The sequence below is a fragment of the Orrella dioscoreae genome, assembly GCF_900089455.2.
Lineage (GTDB): Bacteria > Pseudomonadota > Gammaproteobacteria > Burkholderiales > Burkholderiaceae_B > Orrella > Orrella dioscoreae.
This window is the reverse complement of the sequence record NZ_LT907988.1, coordinates 1-13,171: the sequence shown is the minus strand read 5'-3', so window position 1 is coordinate 13,171 and position 13,171 is coordinate 1. Positions and strand designations below refer to the sequence as shown.

Annotated in this window: 13 protein-coding genes; 3 read left to right on the top strand and 10 right to left on the bottom strand. The window is 68.4% G+C overall.

What is annotated here, in order from left to right:
- Positions 1-167: 167 nt before the first annotated feature.
- Entirely contained in the window at positions 168-2,147 is a 1,980-nt protein-coding gene (prpR, locus tag ODI_RS00065; RefSeq protein WP_067758408.1) for a propionate catabolism operon regulatory protein PrpR, read from the bottom strand.
- 226 nt (positions 2,148-2,373) lie between these two features.
- On the opposite strand from prpR, the gene ODI_RS00060 reads away from it, so the two are divergent.
- The 3 genes from ODI_RS00060 to ODI_RS00050 are packed head-to-tail and all read left to right on the top strand — an operon-like array spanning position 2,374 to position 5,531.
- Entirely contained in the window at positions 2,374-3,573 is a 1,200-nt protein-coding gene (locus ODI_RS00060) for a CaiB/BaiF CoA transferase family protein (RefSeq protein ID WP_067758047.1), read from the top strand.
- 12 nt (positions 3,574-3,585) lie between these two features.
- On the top strand, positions 3,586-4,497 hold the full coding sequence (locus ODI_RS00055) for a hydroxymethylglutaryl-CoA lyase (protein WP_067758044.1): 912 nt from the start codon (positions 3,586-3,588) through the stop codon (positions 4,495-4,497).
- Positions 4,498-4,550: 53 nt separating this feature from the next.
- The gene (locus ODI_RS00050) at positions 4,551-5,531 is read left to right on the top strand and encodes a Bug family tripartite tricarboxylate transporter substrate binding protein (RefSeq protein ID WP_067758041.1); all 981 of its coding nucleotides are present in this window, start codon (positions 4,551-4,553) and stop codon (positions 5,529-5,531) included.
- A gap of 73 nt (positions 5,532-5,604) precedes the next feature.
- On the opposite strand, the gene ODI_RS00045 is transcribed toward ODI_RS00050, so the two are convergent.
- The 9 genes from ODI_RS00045 to rpmH all read right to left on the bottom strand — a co-directional run bounded on the left by ODI_RS00045 (position 5,605) and on the right by rpmH (position 12,983).
- Positions 5,605-6,468 (bottom strand): isocitrate lyase/PEP mutase family protein, encoded by an 864-nt coding sequence (locus ODI_RS00045; RefSeq protein WP_067758038.1) that lies wholly within the window; start codon positions 6,466-6,468, stop codon positions 5,605-5,607.
- Positions 6,469-6,549: 81 nt separating this feature from the next.
- Positions 6,550-7,320 (bottom strand): ABC transporter permease, encoded by a 771-nt coding sequence (locus tag ODI_RS00040; protein ID WP_067758035.1) that lies wholly within the window; start codon positions 7,318-7,320, stop codon positions 6,550-6,552.
- Positions 7,317-8,126 (bottom strand): ABC transporter permease, encoded by an 810-nt coding sequence (locus tag ODI_RS00035; protein WP_082985461.1) that lies wholly within the window; start codon positions 8,124-8,126, stop codon positions 7,317-7,319. The genes ODI_RS00040 and ODI_RS00035 overlap by 4 nt, the downstream gene beginning before the upstream one ends.
- Positions 8,123-8,911 carry an ABC transporter ATP-binding protein gene (locus tag ODI_RS00030; protein WP_067758032.1) on the bottom strand — a complete coding sequence of 263 codons (789 nt, stop codon included), beginning with the start codon at positions 8,909-8,911 and terminating at the stop codon, positions 8,123-8,125. The genes ODI_RS00035 and ODI_RS00030 overlap by 4 nt, the downstream gene beginning before the upstream one ends.
- 7 nt (positions 8,912-8,918) lie before the next feature.
- Positions 8,919-9,899, bottom strand: a complete 981-nt coding sequence (locus tag ODI_RS00025) for an ABC transporter substrate-binding protein (protein ID WP_067758029.1) — start codon at positions 9,897-9,899, stop codon at positions 8,919-8,921.
- A 352-nt stretch (positions 9,900-10,251) separates the two neighbouring features.
- Positions 10,252-11,952: a membrane protein insertase YidC gene (gene yidC / locus ODI_RS00020; RefSeq protein WP_067758024.1), complete on the bottom strand. Its 1,701-nt coding sequence runs from the start codon at positions 11,950-11,952 to the stop codon at positions 10,252-10,254.
- Positions 11,953-12,058: 106 nt separating this feature from the next.
- The gene (gene yidD, locus ODI_RS00015; protein WP_067758021.1) at positions 12,059-12,361 is read right to left on the bottom strand and encodes a membrane protein insertion efficiency factor YidD; all 303 of its coding nucleotides are present in this window, start codon (positions 12,359-12,361) and stop codon (positions 12,059-12,061) included.
- Positions 12,358-12,726 (bottom strand): ribonuclease P protein component, encoded by a 369-nt coding sequence (locus ODI_RS00010; RefSeq protein ID WP_067758402.1) that lies wholly within the window; start codon positions 12,724-12,726, stop codon positions 12,358-12,360. Before ODI_RS00010 ends, yidD begins: the two co-directional genes overlap by 4 nt.
- 122 nt (positions 12,727-12,848) lie before the next feature.
- Entirely contained in the window at positions 12,849-12,983 is a 135-nt protein-coding gene (rpmH, locus tag ODI_RS00005; RefSeq protein WP_067758018.1) for a 50S ribosomal protein L34, read from the bottom strand.
- Positions 12,984-13,171 lie beyond the last annotated feature (188 nt).

Below are 13,171 nucleotides of genomic sequence, written 5' to 3'. Positions count from 1 at the left end.
CGGGACGAGGGCGAAAAGTCGGCCTGGGCACTGGGACGGCGTCCGTGGCTCAGGAGTTCCCATGATGGTAGGAGGGTGAGCGATTAATGTGAAGTCAATTGAATTTGTCGTTTCAATAAATTTTATTAATCGATCCAGGCCTCATCGCTGTGCGCGCGGCGGGTGTTTCAGTCGTCCAGCGCTGCCGCCCGCTGGGCGTCGGCCTCGCGCATCCAGCGCCACAGTGTCGCACGGCTGATCCCCAGCCTGCGGGCGGTTTCCTGGCGGTTGCCGCCGGTCTCGCGCAGCATGTCATGCAGGCGGGCGCGAGGCGGTGGCTCGGCATGGTTGGCGGTCACGTCCGGGTTGATGCCGCGCAAGGGGGCGGAGAGGGCGGAACCGTGCTCGGCATAGAGTTCCGGGCAGTCATGCCGCAAGCCGGTGTAATCCACCTCGGCCTGGCCGTCGAACTGGATCAGGAACACCGCGATGCGCTCGCTCAGGTTTTCCAGTTCGCGCACGTTGCCGGGCCAGTCGTAGGCTGCCAGGCGGCCCAGCAGGGGCGCCAGCGCGCGGCCCGCGTCCCGCTCGCTGCCCAGGCGGTGCAGGCAGCGCTGCACCAGCGTCAACGCCAGCGGCGCGATGTCCTCGCGGCGTTCGCGCAAGGCGGGCAAGGGCAGGTGCAGGGTATTGATGCGGTAATACAGGTCCTGGCGGAAGCGCCGCTCGCGCATCAGCTCGGCCAGCGGCTGGTGCGTGGCGGCCACGATGCGCACGTCGACGGGGATGGGCACGGTGCCGCCCAGGCGCACCACCTCGCGTTCCTGCAGCACGCGCAGCAGCCGCGTCTGCAGCGACACCGGCATGTCGCCGATCTCGTCCAGGAAAAGCGTGCCGGTGTGGGCGGCCTCGAAGAGCCCGCGCTTGCCGCCGCGCCGCGAGCCGGTGAAGGCGCCGTCCTCGTAGCCGAAGAGTTCGCTTTCCAGCAGGCTTTCGGGCAGCGAGGCGCAGTTCACCGCCACGAAAGGCCGCCCGGCGCGCGCGCTTTCGTTATGGATGGCCTGCGCGAAAAGCTCCTTGCCCGCGCCGCTCTCGCCCGAGATCAGCACGGTCAGGTCGGTGCGCGCGAAGCGGCGCGCGGTGGCGCAGGCGCGCTGGAAGGCGGGACTGGCGCCCACCAGGTTCTCGAAGCGATAGCGCGCCGTGGGCTGGCGGCTGCGCTGCTGCGTGCGCAGCGTGGCGTCGGCCTCCTGGATGCTGCGCGCGTCGTACAGCGTGATGGCGGCGCCCACGGTGTCGCCATGCTCGCGGATGGGCGTGCGGTTGGCGATCCAGTCGCGCTGCGCGTAGCGCAGCACGGCGGCGCGGTCTTCCTGGCCGGATTCCAGCGTCGTTTCCAGCGACAGTTCCGGCGCCAGGTCGTCCATGCGCTGGCCCAGCAGGCGTTGGCGGCTGCGCCCCAGCAGGCGCGCCATGGGCGGGTTCACGGCGATGGCGCGGTTGTCGCGGTCCACGGCCAGCACGGCCTCCTGCAGGTTGTGCAGCACGCCGTTCAACTGTTCATAGCGGCCGGCCTCCAGGCGCGCCACGCGCGCGAGTTCGATGGCGTCCTCGATGCCCTGGCGCACGGCCGACAGGGAATAGGCCAGCATGCCCTGGATGCCGTGCTGCTCGGCCAGTTCGACCACGATGCTGGACCCCACCACGACGTTGAAGCCCTCGCGGCGCAGCAGCTGGAAGCACTGGCGCGCCTCTTGCGGCGTGCGGTAGGCATATTGCGCGACCTCGATGCGCAGCATCTCCTTGACCGCGTCCAGCTCGGGAATCGTGCGTCCGAAAGTGATGACGCCCACGCGATCCGAGCAGTGCCGCGCCTTCATGAGCGCCAGCAGGATGTCGAAGCCGCCGAGCTTGATGGTGGCGACGGGCGCGTCCACCGTCTGCCGCAGGACGGCGGCATTGGCGCCCGCGCTGAGGAAGGCATCGGTGCTGCCCTGGCGGATGCGTTCGCGCACGGCGTCGACGGCCGCGTCGAAGGAGCCGTCGATGACTTCGATTTCCGCGCGCGAGGCGTACTCGTCCAGCACGGGCATGGCGAACCGGCTCATGTGCCGGTAGCTGACGAAACACAGCCGCGGACGCGACCCGCGTCCGGACAGGGAAGGGATCATGCTTGTCTCCTGGTGCTGCGGACTGGGCGTGGCGCCTTGGGGCGTTTCACGCGCGTCGCATGCGATGTCTTGCCAGTGTTTCATGAAATGCCGGGACCGGCCACACGACTCCGGGTAAGCCCGGGGCCGGCGGGTGCGCGCCTCCGTGGCGACGCCGTGCGCAGCGTGCTGGCATGGGGATTGCTGAAGCCTTGCTGCAACGATGACATCCAAGAAGGCGGCAATGACGGCACTCGAACACATCACGGTCCTCGACCTGACCCACATGCTCTCCGGCCCTTACGGCACCATGCTGCTGGCCGACCTGGGCGCACGCACCATCAAGGTGGAGCCGCCGGGAGAAGGCGAAGGCACGCGGCAGTTGCTGGCGAACAGCGAGGAATATTCACGCGACGGCATGGGGGCGTATTTCCTGACGCTCAACCGCAACAAGCGCAGCGTCTGCATCGACCTCAAGCAGGAGGCCGGGCTGGCGGTGTTCCTGGACCTGGTGCGCGAGGCGGACGTCGTGTTCGACAACTTCAGCGTGGGCGTGACCGAGCGCCTGGGGATCGACCATGCCAGCCTGTCCAAGGTGAATCCGCGCATCATCACCTGCTCGGTCACGGGTTTCGGCCAGACGGGGCCGGGCACGAAGCGGCCGGCCTTCGACCAGGTCGTGCAGGCAATGGGCGGCGGCATGTCCATCACCGGCATGGCGGAAGGCGGACCGGTACGCAGCGGCATTCCCATCGGGGATCTGGGCGGCGGACTGTTCGGCGCCATCGGCGTGCTGGCGGCGCTGCAGGCGCGCGCGCAGACGGGCCGGGGCCAGCACGTGGACATCTCGATGCTGGACGCCCAGGTGTCCCTGCTGAACTACATGGCCACCATGTACCTGATGTCGGGCATCGTGCCGGCGCGCATGGGCAACGGCCACTTCGTGCACGTGCCCTACAACGCCTATCCGACGAGCGACGGCCACGTCATCATCGCCTGCATCGGCGATGCGTTCTTCGAACGCTTCCTCGACGTGCTCGACCTGCCCGAGCTGCGCAAGCCCGAGTACCGCAAGCAGCCGGGCCGCTATGCCGACAAGGACCGTATCGACGACCTGATCGCCGCCGAGACGCGCGGCAACACCACCGCGCATTGGCTGGCCAGGCTGCAGCAGGCGCGCATTCCCTGCGGGCCCGTGAACGACTTCGCGCAATCGCTGGGCGACCCGCAGGTGCAGGCGCGCGACATGGTCGTGCCGGTGACCTTGCGCACGGGCGAAACGTTGAAGATGCCCGGCAATCCGGTGAAGCTGTCGGAAACCGCCACGTCGGCCTATGCCGCGCCGCCTGCGCTGGGCGAACACACGCAGGCGGTGCTGGCGGAGGTGCTGCGCTACGACGCCGCGCGCATCGATGCGCTGCGTGCGCAAGGCGCGGTGGCCTGAGGGGGGGGCGGCATGGACAGCATCCACATCACCGATGTCTCGCCGCGCGACGGCCTGCAGAACCAGCAGGTGCCGGTGGGCACGGACGACAAATACACGCTTATCCGCCTGCTGGCCCGGGCCGGGTTGCGCAGCGTGGAAGCCACCAGCTTCGTGTCGCCCAGGGCCGTGCCGCAGATGGCGGACGCCGCGGACCTGATGGCGCGGTTGGCACGGGATGCCTTCGGCCTGCGGGTGTCGGTGCTGGTGCCGAACCTGAAAGGCCTGGCGCGGGCGGCCGAGGCCGGCGCGCAGGAGGTCGCGGTGGTGCTGTCGGCCACCGAGACCATGAACCAGAAGAACATCAACATGGGCCTGGACCAGGCCACCGAGGTCAGCGAGCAGGTGCTGGCCGAGGCGCGGGCCCTGGGGCTGCGCACCCGCGCCTATGTGGCGGTGGCCTTCGATTGCCCTTTCGAGGGCGAGGTGCCGCTGGATCGCGTGGTGGCCCTGTCGCGCCGCATGGAGGCGGCGGGCGCGGGCGAGATCGTGATCGCCGACACCATCGGCGCGGCGGCGCCCGGGCACGTGAAGCTGCGCATGGCGACGCTGATGCAGGCCATCGCGGCGGACAAGCTGGCGATCCACCTGCATGACACCCGCGGCCTGGGCGCCGCCAATGCCTGGGCGGCGCTGGAGGCAGGCGTGCGCCGTTACGACAGCAGCGTGGGCGGCATCGGCGGCTGTCCCTTCGCGCCCGGCGCCGCGGGCAATCTCGCCACCGAGGACCTGGTGCTGATGGCCGAGCGCAGCGGCCTGGCGACCGGCATTTCCGTGGACGGCCTGCTGGCCGCCATCGATCACGCGCAGTCCTGCCTGGACCGGCAGCTGGGCGGACGATCCATCGCGTGGTTGCGCAAGCAGCAGGCCAGGCGCCTGGCCTGAGCGCGCACAGCCTCTCGCTAAGATTTCCCTACAAGAAGAAAGGAGACAACCGCATGTTGATACGCAAGTTGCTGCAGCGCCTGACCCTGGGGGCGCTGGCCTGCGCCACGACGCTGACCGCCGTGGCGGCCAGCGCCGCGCCCGCCGCCGACTGGCCCAGGCGTCCGGTCACGATGATCGTGCCCTATGCGCCCGGCGGCGGCACCGACATCGTGGCGCGGCTGATTGCCCAGAAGCTGTCGCTGCAATGGAAGCAGCCCGTGGTGGTGGAGAACCGGCCCGGCGCCAATGGCGTCATCGGCACGTCGCACGTGGCCAAGGCCGAGCCCGACGGCTACACGATGATGATGGTGGTGGGCTCGCATGCGCTGAACCCCATCCTGTTGAAGTCCTTGCCCTATGACACGGCGAAGGACTTCACCCCGATCACCCGCCTGGCGATCTCGCCGATGGTGCTGGTGGTGGCGCAGGACAATCCCGGCAAGGACCTGAAGGCCTTGGTGGAGGCCGCGCGCGGCAAGCAGATGGGCGTGGGCTATTCCGAAGGCACGACCCAGCTGACGGGCGAGCTGTTCCGCCAGGAAGGCAACCTGAAGACAACGCCGGTGCCCTACAAGGGCGGCGCGCAGATCATGGTCGACATCATGGGCGGCCATCTGGAGATGGGCTTCACCAGCGTGCTGACCGCGCTGCCGCACGTCACGGGCGGCAAGCTGCGCGTGATCGGCGTGGCCGCCGACGAACGCATGGACATCTTCCCGCAAGCCATGACGTTCAAGGAAGCGGGCCTGGGCGGCGTGCAGTCGCTGAACTGGTACGGCCTGTTCGGCCCGAAGGGCATGCCCGCCGACGTGGTCGCGCGCATCAATGCCGACCTGCGCACCGCGACGGACGATCCGGCCGTGGCCAAGCAGATGAAGGACCAGGGCGCGCAGGTGGTGCTGACGCCGCCCGCGGAGTTCGACGCCTTCATGCGCGAGGAACAGGCCAAGTGGTCGAAGGTGGCGGAGCGCGGCGGGATCAAGCCGCAGTAATGCTTGCGCCAGGGGTTTCGCCGTAAGGAAGAATGGGGCAGCGAGGGCTGCCCCATTCTTTTGTCCTTCCGCGTCAGCGTGCGTCCTGGTGCTGCTTCTCGAATTCCCAGATCCGCTCGAAGCCCATCAGCCTGGTGAAGTCCTCGAAGGGATACAGCGCGCCAGGCCAGCCGCGCGTCGAGCCTTCCTGGCGGATGGCGCCGTAGACGGAATCCAGGGCTGCGCTGGCCGCCAGGAAACCCGCCGCCGGATAGATGGCGATCTTGAAGCCCAGGGTTTCCAACTCGGCGCGGCTCAATACCGGCGTGCGTCCGCCTTCCACCATGTTGGCGAGCAGCGGCAGGTCGAAGGCGCGGCCGATGCGGGCCAGCTCCTCCTCGCTTTCCGGTGATTCGATGAAGAGGATGTCCGCGCCGGCCTCGGCGAAGGCCTCCGCGCGGCGCAGCGCTTCATCCAGGCCCAGGGCGGTGCGCGCATCGGTGCGCGCCACGATCAGGAAGTCCTTCGAGCCGCGCGCCTGCGCGGCCACGCGGATCTTGCGCGCGGCGTCCTCCAGCGGGATCACGCGCCGGTCGGGCGTGTGGCCGCATTTCTTCGGATATTCCTGGTCTTCCAGCTGGATGCCTTGCGCGCCGGCGGCCTCGTAGCCGCGCACGGTGAAATCCACGTTGAGCAGGCCGCCGTAGCCCGTGTCGCCGTCGGCGATGAGCGGCGTGCGCGTGCCGCGCGCGATCTGGCCCACGCGGGCGACCATGTCCGCGTAGCTGGCCAGCCCCGCGTCAGGCAGCCCCAGGTGCGAAGCCACGGTGCCGTAGCCGGTCATGTAGAGGGCATCGAAGCCCATCGCATCGGCGATGCGCGCCGAGATCATGTCATAGACGCCGGGCGCGGCGATGAGTCCGGGCTGGGCGAGGCGTTGCTTGAGCGAGAGCGTCATGGCGGGTGCTACCTGTGTGGAAGAAGAAGACGGCGCCACCCGCCGGGCCTGGGCGCGGCAGGGGGCGGCGGCGGGAGGGGCTCAGTCGTGGCGCAGGCCGCGCCGCAGCCGCTGGTCCAGCGCCAGCAGGACCAGGCTGGCCGCCACGGCGAAGGCGAAGAGCAGCAGCGACAGCGCCATGATGTCGTCGGCCTGGTTGCGGTCGATGGCATGCATCAGCATCTGGCCCAGCCCGTATTGCGAGGCGAACATCTCGCCGATCAGCGTGCCCAGCAGCGTCAGCGAAAAACCGATGCGCAGTCCCGCCACGATCTCGGGCAGCGCCGCCGGCATCAGCACGCGCCAGCCCAGCCGCCAGGGCGACATGCGCAGCATGCCCGCGGTGCGGAAATAGGTCCGGGGAATGTTGCGCACCGCGCCGATGGTGAAGATGGCGATGGGCACGACGCCGTGGATCACGCCGAAGGCGACCTTGGCGGGCAGGCCCAGCCCGAAGGCCAGCAGGATGACGGGATAGAGCGAGATCTTCGGGATCGAATACAACGCCATCAGCACGGGCTCGAATACGTCGCCCGCCAGCCGGTGCGCGCCCAGCAGCATGCCCAGCGTGACGCCCACGACGAAGGCGATGGCGAGCGCGAGGAGGAAGGCGCGCAGCGTCTCCCAGGCGTTGCGGGCGAAGTCGGGCGCCGCCATGATTTCGGCCAGTGTCTGCACGGTGGCCCAGGGCGAGGGCAGGATGTCCGCGCCCCACCAGGCGCCCAGGGCCGTCCAGCCGAGCAGGATGCCCGCCAGCAACAGCACGGCGTCCAGGGTGCGTTGTCGTGTGCCCGGGCGTACGCGCGTGCTCATGCCAGGCCTCGCTTGCGGTAGAGCCGCTGCTCGAAGGCATGCAGGGTCATGTTCAGTCCGCCCACGAAGAGCAGCAGGATGAGCATGAGGCCGTACATGGCCGGGTTGTCGAAGTTGTTGTACGCGAAGGCGATCCGATAGCCGAAGCCCGCGCCCGAGAGCACGAACTCGCCCGCGATGACCGCGATGAAGGCATACACCACGGTCAGCTTCAGGCCCGTCAGCAGATACGGCAGGCAGGCCGGCAGCATGATGCGACGGACTTTCGCTGCCCAGCCCATGCGCAGTCCGCGTCCTGTGCGCATCAGCACGGCAGGGATGCGTTCCAGTCCATTCAGGGTGTTGACCGCCATGGCCACCACCGCGAAGAGGAAACCGATGGCGACCAGCGGCCAGCGGTTCAGGCCGAACAGCACGATCAGCATGGGATACAGCACGAAGATCGGCACGGCGTAGTAGGACAGCAACAGCGGATCCAGCACGCGGCGCAAGCGTGGCAAGGCGTGCAGCAGCAGGCCGAAGGCCATGCCGGCCGCGGCCGCCAGCAGCACCGCCAGGCCGGCCGATTGCAGCGTGAGCCACATGTCGCGCGCGTATTCACCCGTGGCCAGCAGCCTGGCCGCCGCGGCGGCCATGGCCGACGGCGGGATGAAGGACACCGGGTCGATCCATGCCTGCCGGCTGGCCACTTCCAGCAGGCCGACGACGGCGATGATGAAGAGGCCGCGCAGCAGCCCGGCCCGGCTGATGGCCGCGGCCTTGCGGGTGCCGCTGCTGGCCGTGGCGGTCGAGGCCCGCCCGCTCATGCCTGGCTGGCCATGGCTTTCATGGCCTCCCCGCGCAGCCGTGTCCACACCTGTGCGGTCAGTTCGCCGAAGCGCGGCGAACTGACGATGCCGCCATCACGGTCACGCGGCCAGCCGGTCTCGACGGTCTCGATGAAGCGGCCGGGCCGCGAGGACATCACGCCGATGCGGTCCGACAGCATCACCGCCTCGTCGATGGAGTGGGTGATGAGCATGACGGTCGCGCCGGTCTCGCGCCACAGCTTCAGCAACTCCTCGCCCATCAGCAGGCGCGTCTGCTGGTCCAGCGCGCCGAAAGGCTCGTCCAGCAGCAGCAGGCGCGGGCGCATGACCATGGCGCGCGCGATGCAGGCGCGCTGGCGCATGCCGCCCGACAACTGCGCGGGATAGGCCTGCGCGAAACCGGAAAGCCCCGTGAAGGCCAGGGCGTGATCGACCCGCTGGCGGATCTCCGCCTCGGGCAGGCCCAGTTCACGCGCGCCGAAGGCCGCGTTCTCGAACACCGTCAGCCAGGGAAACGAGGCGTCTTCCTGGAAGACGATGGCCACGCCTTCGGGCACGCAGCCGTTCACGGGTTTCGACTCGAACTGCACCGTGCCCTCGGTGGCCGCGGCCAGGCCCGCGACCACGTCCAGCAACGTCGACTTGCCGCAGCCCGAGGGCCCCACGACACTGAAGAACTCGCCTTCCTGCAAGGCAAACGACACGGGCCCCAGGGCTTGGAACGTCGGGCGCTCGCCCTGGGCCGGATAACAGCGGGTGACGTCCGACAGGCTCAGATGCATGGCGGGCTCACCGGCTGCGCTGGTCGTCGGGCAGCAGCGCCTCGTTGCTGACGCGCTTCCAGTCGAACTCGCCCGACTCCACCGCCTTCACCAGCACCAGGCCCTTCAGCATCTCGGCCATGCCCGCGTAGTCCAGGCGGCCCAGGCTCCAGTAGTCCTTGTCGGCCATGACGGTGGCCAGCGCGGCGCGCGCCACCTCGGGCTCCAGCTTGTAGTGCTTGGCCAGGATGGTGGCGGCTTCTTCCGGATTGGCGTGGATGAACGCCACGCCCTTGCGCCGCGCGGTGATGATGGCGCGCACGGTGTCGGCGTTCTTCTCCAGGTAGTCGGTGCGCACCACGCCCACCGTCTGCGTCATGCGCGGCACGACGGCATCGGAGCGGAAGGCGACCCGGATCTTGTCCTTCTGCTGGCTCAGGATGGGCTCGGTGATGTAGACGGCGTCCACGGCCTTTTCCCGCAGCGCCGTCATGCCGGCGCTGACGCTGCCCACGGCGGTGCGGCGGGTCTTGTCCATGACGCCGGCCTGCGTGAGCGCCAGCGTCGACACCATGTCGGTGACCGATTTCGGGCTGCTGTAGCCCAGCGTCGCGCCGGCCAGGTCGGCAGGCTTCGCGATCTTGCTGTCGGGGCGCGCCGCCCATTGCAGGTCGGCCAGGCCCAGCACGCCGCCGTGGATGATGGTGAGCGGGCTGCCTTGCTGGATGGCGGCGATGGCCGCGGGCAGGGCCACTTCGCCATAGGGGATTTCCGAGGCCATGGCGTTGCGCACCGTGGTGCCGCCGCCGGGCGAGGTCATGAAGCCGGTGATGTCGAGCCCGGCTTCCTTGAAGTAGCCCTTCTCCAGGGCAATGGCGAAGGGCACGCCGTACATGCCCTGGCCCCAATGGGTCACGGTGAGGGTGGCGGCTTGGGCGGCAAGCGTGGTGCCCATCAGACAGGCCGCGGCGGCAAGCCGGCGCGCCAGGCGCGTGATGCGTGGGGTCATGGCAGTCTCCGTTCTGGTTGGCCGGCCCGCGGGGCGGGCGGCAGGCGCTTCTGTCGAGCGCTGTCCAGAGGTCAAGCAAGGGACGTGCCAGGAGGTCTTCAGGGAGGGCGGGCGCGGTCAAATGCCTTGCCGGGCAAGGGCTTGGCGTGTGCGGGAAACCACAGCCGCAGGCGGACCGGCATGTTTCATCCAGGATGGATGAAACGGCGCATGAGACGCCTGAAACGGTATGCACAGGCAAAAAAAAACCGAGCCGCCAGGGCTCGGTTTTGCTATCCGGATGCCGCGGAGCCGGCTTTGCCGGTCCGCAGGCATGCCCCCTGGGGGGAGGCGCGTAGCGCTTCGGGGCGGGTCAAGCCTTCGCAGCCGCGGTCTGCTTTTCGATCTTCTTGGTGATGTAGTACTGCTGCGCGATCGACAGGATGTTGTTGACGCACCAGTACAGCACCAGGCCGGCGGGGAAGAAGAACATCATGCCGCCGAAGACCAGGGGCATGATCATCATGATCTTGGCCTGCATGGGGTCGGGAGGCGTGGGGTTCAGCTTGATCTGCAGGAACATGGTGGCCATCATCACCGCGGGCAGGATGAACCAGGGGTCACGCACCGACAGGTCGTGGATCCACAGGATCCAGGGCGCGCCGCGCATTTCCACGCTGGCCAGCAGCACCCAGTACAGCGAGATGAACACGGGGATCTGCACCACCATGGGCAGGCAGCCGCCCAGCGGGTTGATCTTCTCGTTGCGATACAGCTCCATCATCGCCGTGTTCATCTTCTGGCGATCGTCGCCATACTTCTCCTTCAGGGCCTGCAGGCGCGGCGCGACGGCCTTCATGCGGGCCATGGAGCGGTAGCTGGTCGAGGCGAGCGGGTAGAAGAACAGCTTGATGAGGAAGGTCAGGGCGACGATGGTCCAGCCCCAGTTGCCCAGCAGCGAGTGCAGCCAGGTCATCAGCGCGAACAGCGGCTTGGCGATGATGGTCAGCCAGCCGTAGTCCACCACCAGTTCCAGGCCGGGGGCCAGGGCCGACAGCGCCTTCTGGTCCTGCGGTCCGATCCACAGGTGCGAATCGATGGTGGCGTTGGCGCCCGGGGCGACCGCGCCGACGGGCTCGATGCTGCGGATGGCGTAGATGTTGGGCTGCACCTGGGTCATGTCGTTGGTGCGCTGCGTGCCTTGCGGCGGCACCCAGGCCGTCACGAAGTAGTGCTGCACCATCGAGATCCAGCCGTTGTCGGCCTGCTTGATGTACGTGCCCTTGTTCTTCTCGATGTCCGAGAAGCCGACCTTCTGGAACTTCTCCTGCTCGGAGTAGAGTGCCGGGCCGGTGAAGGTGTGATAGAAGCTCGAGGTGTCGGGCGGGTTGTTGCCGTCGCGGGTGATCTGCAGGTACAGCGAAGGCGTGACAGCGGCATCGCCCACGTTGGCGATGTCGTGGCGCACGTCGATGTCATAGCGGCCGCGATGCAGGGTGTAGGTCTTGGTGACCTTCACGCCGCCCGAGATGCCTTCGAACGACACGGTCAGGGCATCGCCCTGCAGCTCACGGTCGGTGGTGGTGACGCGGAAGGGCGTCATGTGCGTCGGGAAGCCGGGGCCGCCCGAGGCGCCCACCACGCCGCTCTGCACCAGGTAGGTCAGCGCGTTGCTGCGGTCCAGCAGCACCGAGGGCTGGTCCGGGCGGTCGGTGGCGGGGAACTTCAGCAGTTCGGCGCGGATGATCTGGGCGCCGGCGGTGTCGAAGGTCAGTCGCAGCACGTCGGTGCTGATGACCACGGGCTCCGCCTGGGTCTGGGCTGCGGCGGTGGCGCCAGGCAGGCCGGCGGGCGGCGCCTCGACGGCCGAGGCCGGCGTGCTGGTGGGCGCGTTGGGCACGCCCTGCGCAGCCGGGGCCGGCGTGTCGCCCTGGGCGCCGTTGGCCGCCTGGGTGCTGCTGGCGGGCGGCGTGCCGAACAGCGACGGCTTGCCGTTATAGGTCTGCCAGTTGTTCCAGAGGAGCAACAGGGAGAACGAAAAGATCATCAGCAGGATAGTGCGGCGGATTTCCATTGGCGCGTGGGAATGAGTTGGTACGCTGAATCCAGCAAAGCCCGCCAGTTTACTTCAAGCCATTTTTTGCGCAGGGGGCGGGAGATCCCGGCGGCGCGGCCTTACTTCAGTGATGCTCGTGGTTGGAGCAGCCGCAACGCCGCGCAGGCGTGGCGTCGGGGCCGCCGGGCACCGGATCGTGGCCGCCCTTCGCAAATGGATGGCAACGGCCCAGGCGGCGCGCGGCCAGCATCAGACCACGCAAGGCCCCGTGGCGTTCAATCGCCTCGATGGCATAGACGGAACAGGTCGGCGTGAACCGGCAGGCATGTCCCGTCCAGGGGCTGATGACGTACCGGTAGAACCGGATGGGCAGGATCAACAGCCACTTGATCCCTTCATGCAGCGCCCGCAAGGCCTGGCCGATCATGGCGCCGCCCGCTTGAAGTGGGTGTCCGCTTCGGCGCGAGCCAGCGTTTTCAAGGAACGCAGGCTTTGCGGCGGAACCTTGGCGTGCAGGCGCACGACATAGATGCCGGGCGCAAGGCCGTGGCGGACGTGACGGAACGACTCGCGCACCACGCGCTTCAGGGTGTTGCGGGTGACGGCGAGCGGTGCGTGGCGTTTCGGAATGATGAGCCCCAGGCGGGCCAGGGCTTGCGGCCCGGCATCGCCTTGGCGGGCCAGCGTCAGAACGAAAAACGCCCCTCGGGCGATGCGCCTGCCCTTGAGGGCTGCGGCGTACTCCGAGGGGCTGTGCAGGCGCGCCTCGGGAACGAGCGTGGCGCGTTGCATGGGCAAGATCTTGCCGGTCGGCTGGGCGTGCATGCCGTCTCCTTATTGGGGGACGGACGCGGGCCGGGTGCGGCCGGCTGGCGGGCTTGCGTGCGTCTGGCTGAGCGGGCGAAAAGCCGCGCTTAGACGGCCAGGCGCTTGCGGCCCTTGGCGCGGCGGGCGCTGATGATGGCGCGACCGGCGCGGGTCTTCATGCGCACGCGGAAACCGTGGGTGCGCTTGCGACGGGTAACGGAAGGCTGGAAAGTACGCTTCATGACATATATCCAAAAAGAGCGATCCGGCCGCCATGCTCGCCTTGTGCGGCATCCAGGAAAAACAAGGCTGTCCGTGGGGGGCCTCAGTGTGTATCACTGTGTGTATCACTGGTGACGTATCACTGAGGTCTCACGCGCTTGCCGCTGGTTGCCAGACGAGTAGTCGCCGCCGGAAACGGAAAGGAGAA

What these genes read in the sequence shown, in the direction of transcription:
- ODI_RS00040 (WP_067758035.1), bottom strand. Translation starts at nt 7,320, where the DNA reads ATGAGCACGCGCGTACGCCCGGGCACACGACAACGCACCCTGGACGCC.
- rpmH (WP_067758018.1), bottom strand. Translation starts at nt 12,983, where the DNA reads ATGAAGCGTACTTTCCAGCCTTCCGTTACCCGTCGCAAGCGCACCCAC.
- yidD (WP_067758021.1), bottom strand. Translation starts at nt 12,361, where the DNA reads ATGATCGGCCAGGCCTTGCGGGCGCTGCATGAAGGGATCAAGTGGCTG.
- ODI_RS00055 (WP_067758044.1), top strand. Translation starts at nt 3,586, where the DNA reads ATGGACAGCATCCACATCACCGATGTCTCGCCGCGCGACGGCCTGCAG.
- ODI_RS00045 (WP_067758038.1), bottom strand. Translation starts at nt 6,468, where the DNA reads ATGACGCTCTCGCTCAAGCAACGCCTCGCCCAGCCCGGACTCATCGCC.
- ODI_RS00050 (WP_067758041.1), top strand. Translation starts at nt 4,551, where the DNA reads ATGTTGATACGCAAGTTGCTGCAGCGCCTGACCCTGGGGGCGCTGGCC.
- ODI_RS00010 (WP_067758402.1), bottom strand. Translation starts at nt 12,726, where the DNA reads ATGCAACGCGCCACGCTCGTTCCCGAGGCGCGCCTGCACAGCCCCTCG.
- ODI_RS00060 (WP_067758047.1), top strand. Translation starts at nt 2,374, where the DNA reads ATGACGGCACTCGAACACATCACGGTCCTCGACCTGACCCACATGCTC.
- ODI_RS00035 (WP_082985461.1), bottom strand. Translation starts at nt 8,126, where the DNA reads ATGAGCGGGCGGGCCTCGACCGCCACGGCCAGCAGCGGCACCCGCAAG.
- ODI_RS00030 (WP_067758032.1), bottom strand. Translation starts at nt 8,911, where the DNA reads ATGCATCTGAGCCTGTCGGACGTCACCCGCTGTTATCCGGCCCAGGGC.
- ODI_RS00025 (WP_067758029.1), bottom strand. Translation starts at nt 9,899, where the DNA reads ATGACCCCACGCATCACGCGCCTGGCGCGCCGGCTTGCCGCCGCGGCC.
- yidC (WP_067758024.1), bottom strand. Translation starts at nt 11,952, where the DNA reads ATGGAAATCCGCCGCACTATCCTGCTGATGATCTTTTCGTTCTCCCTG.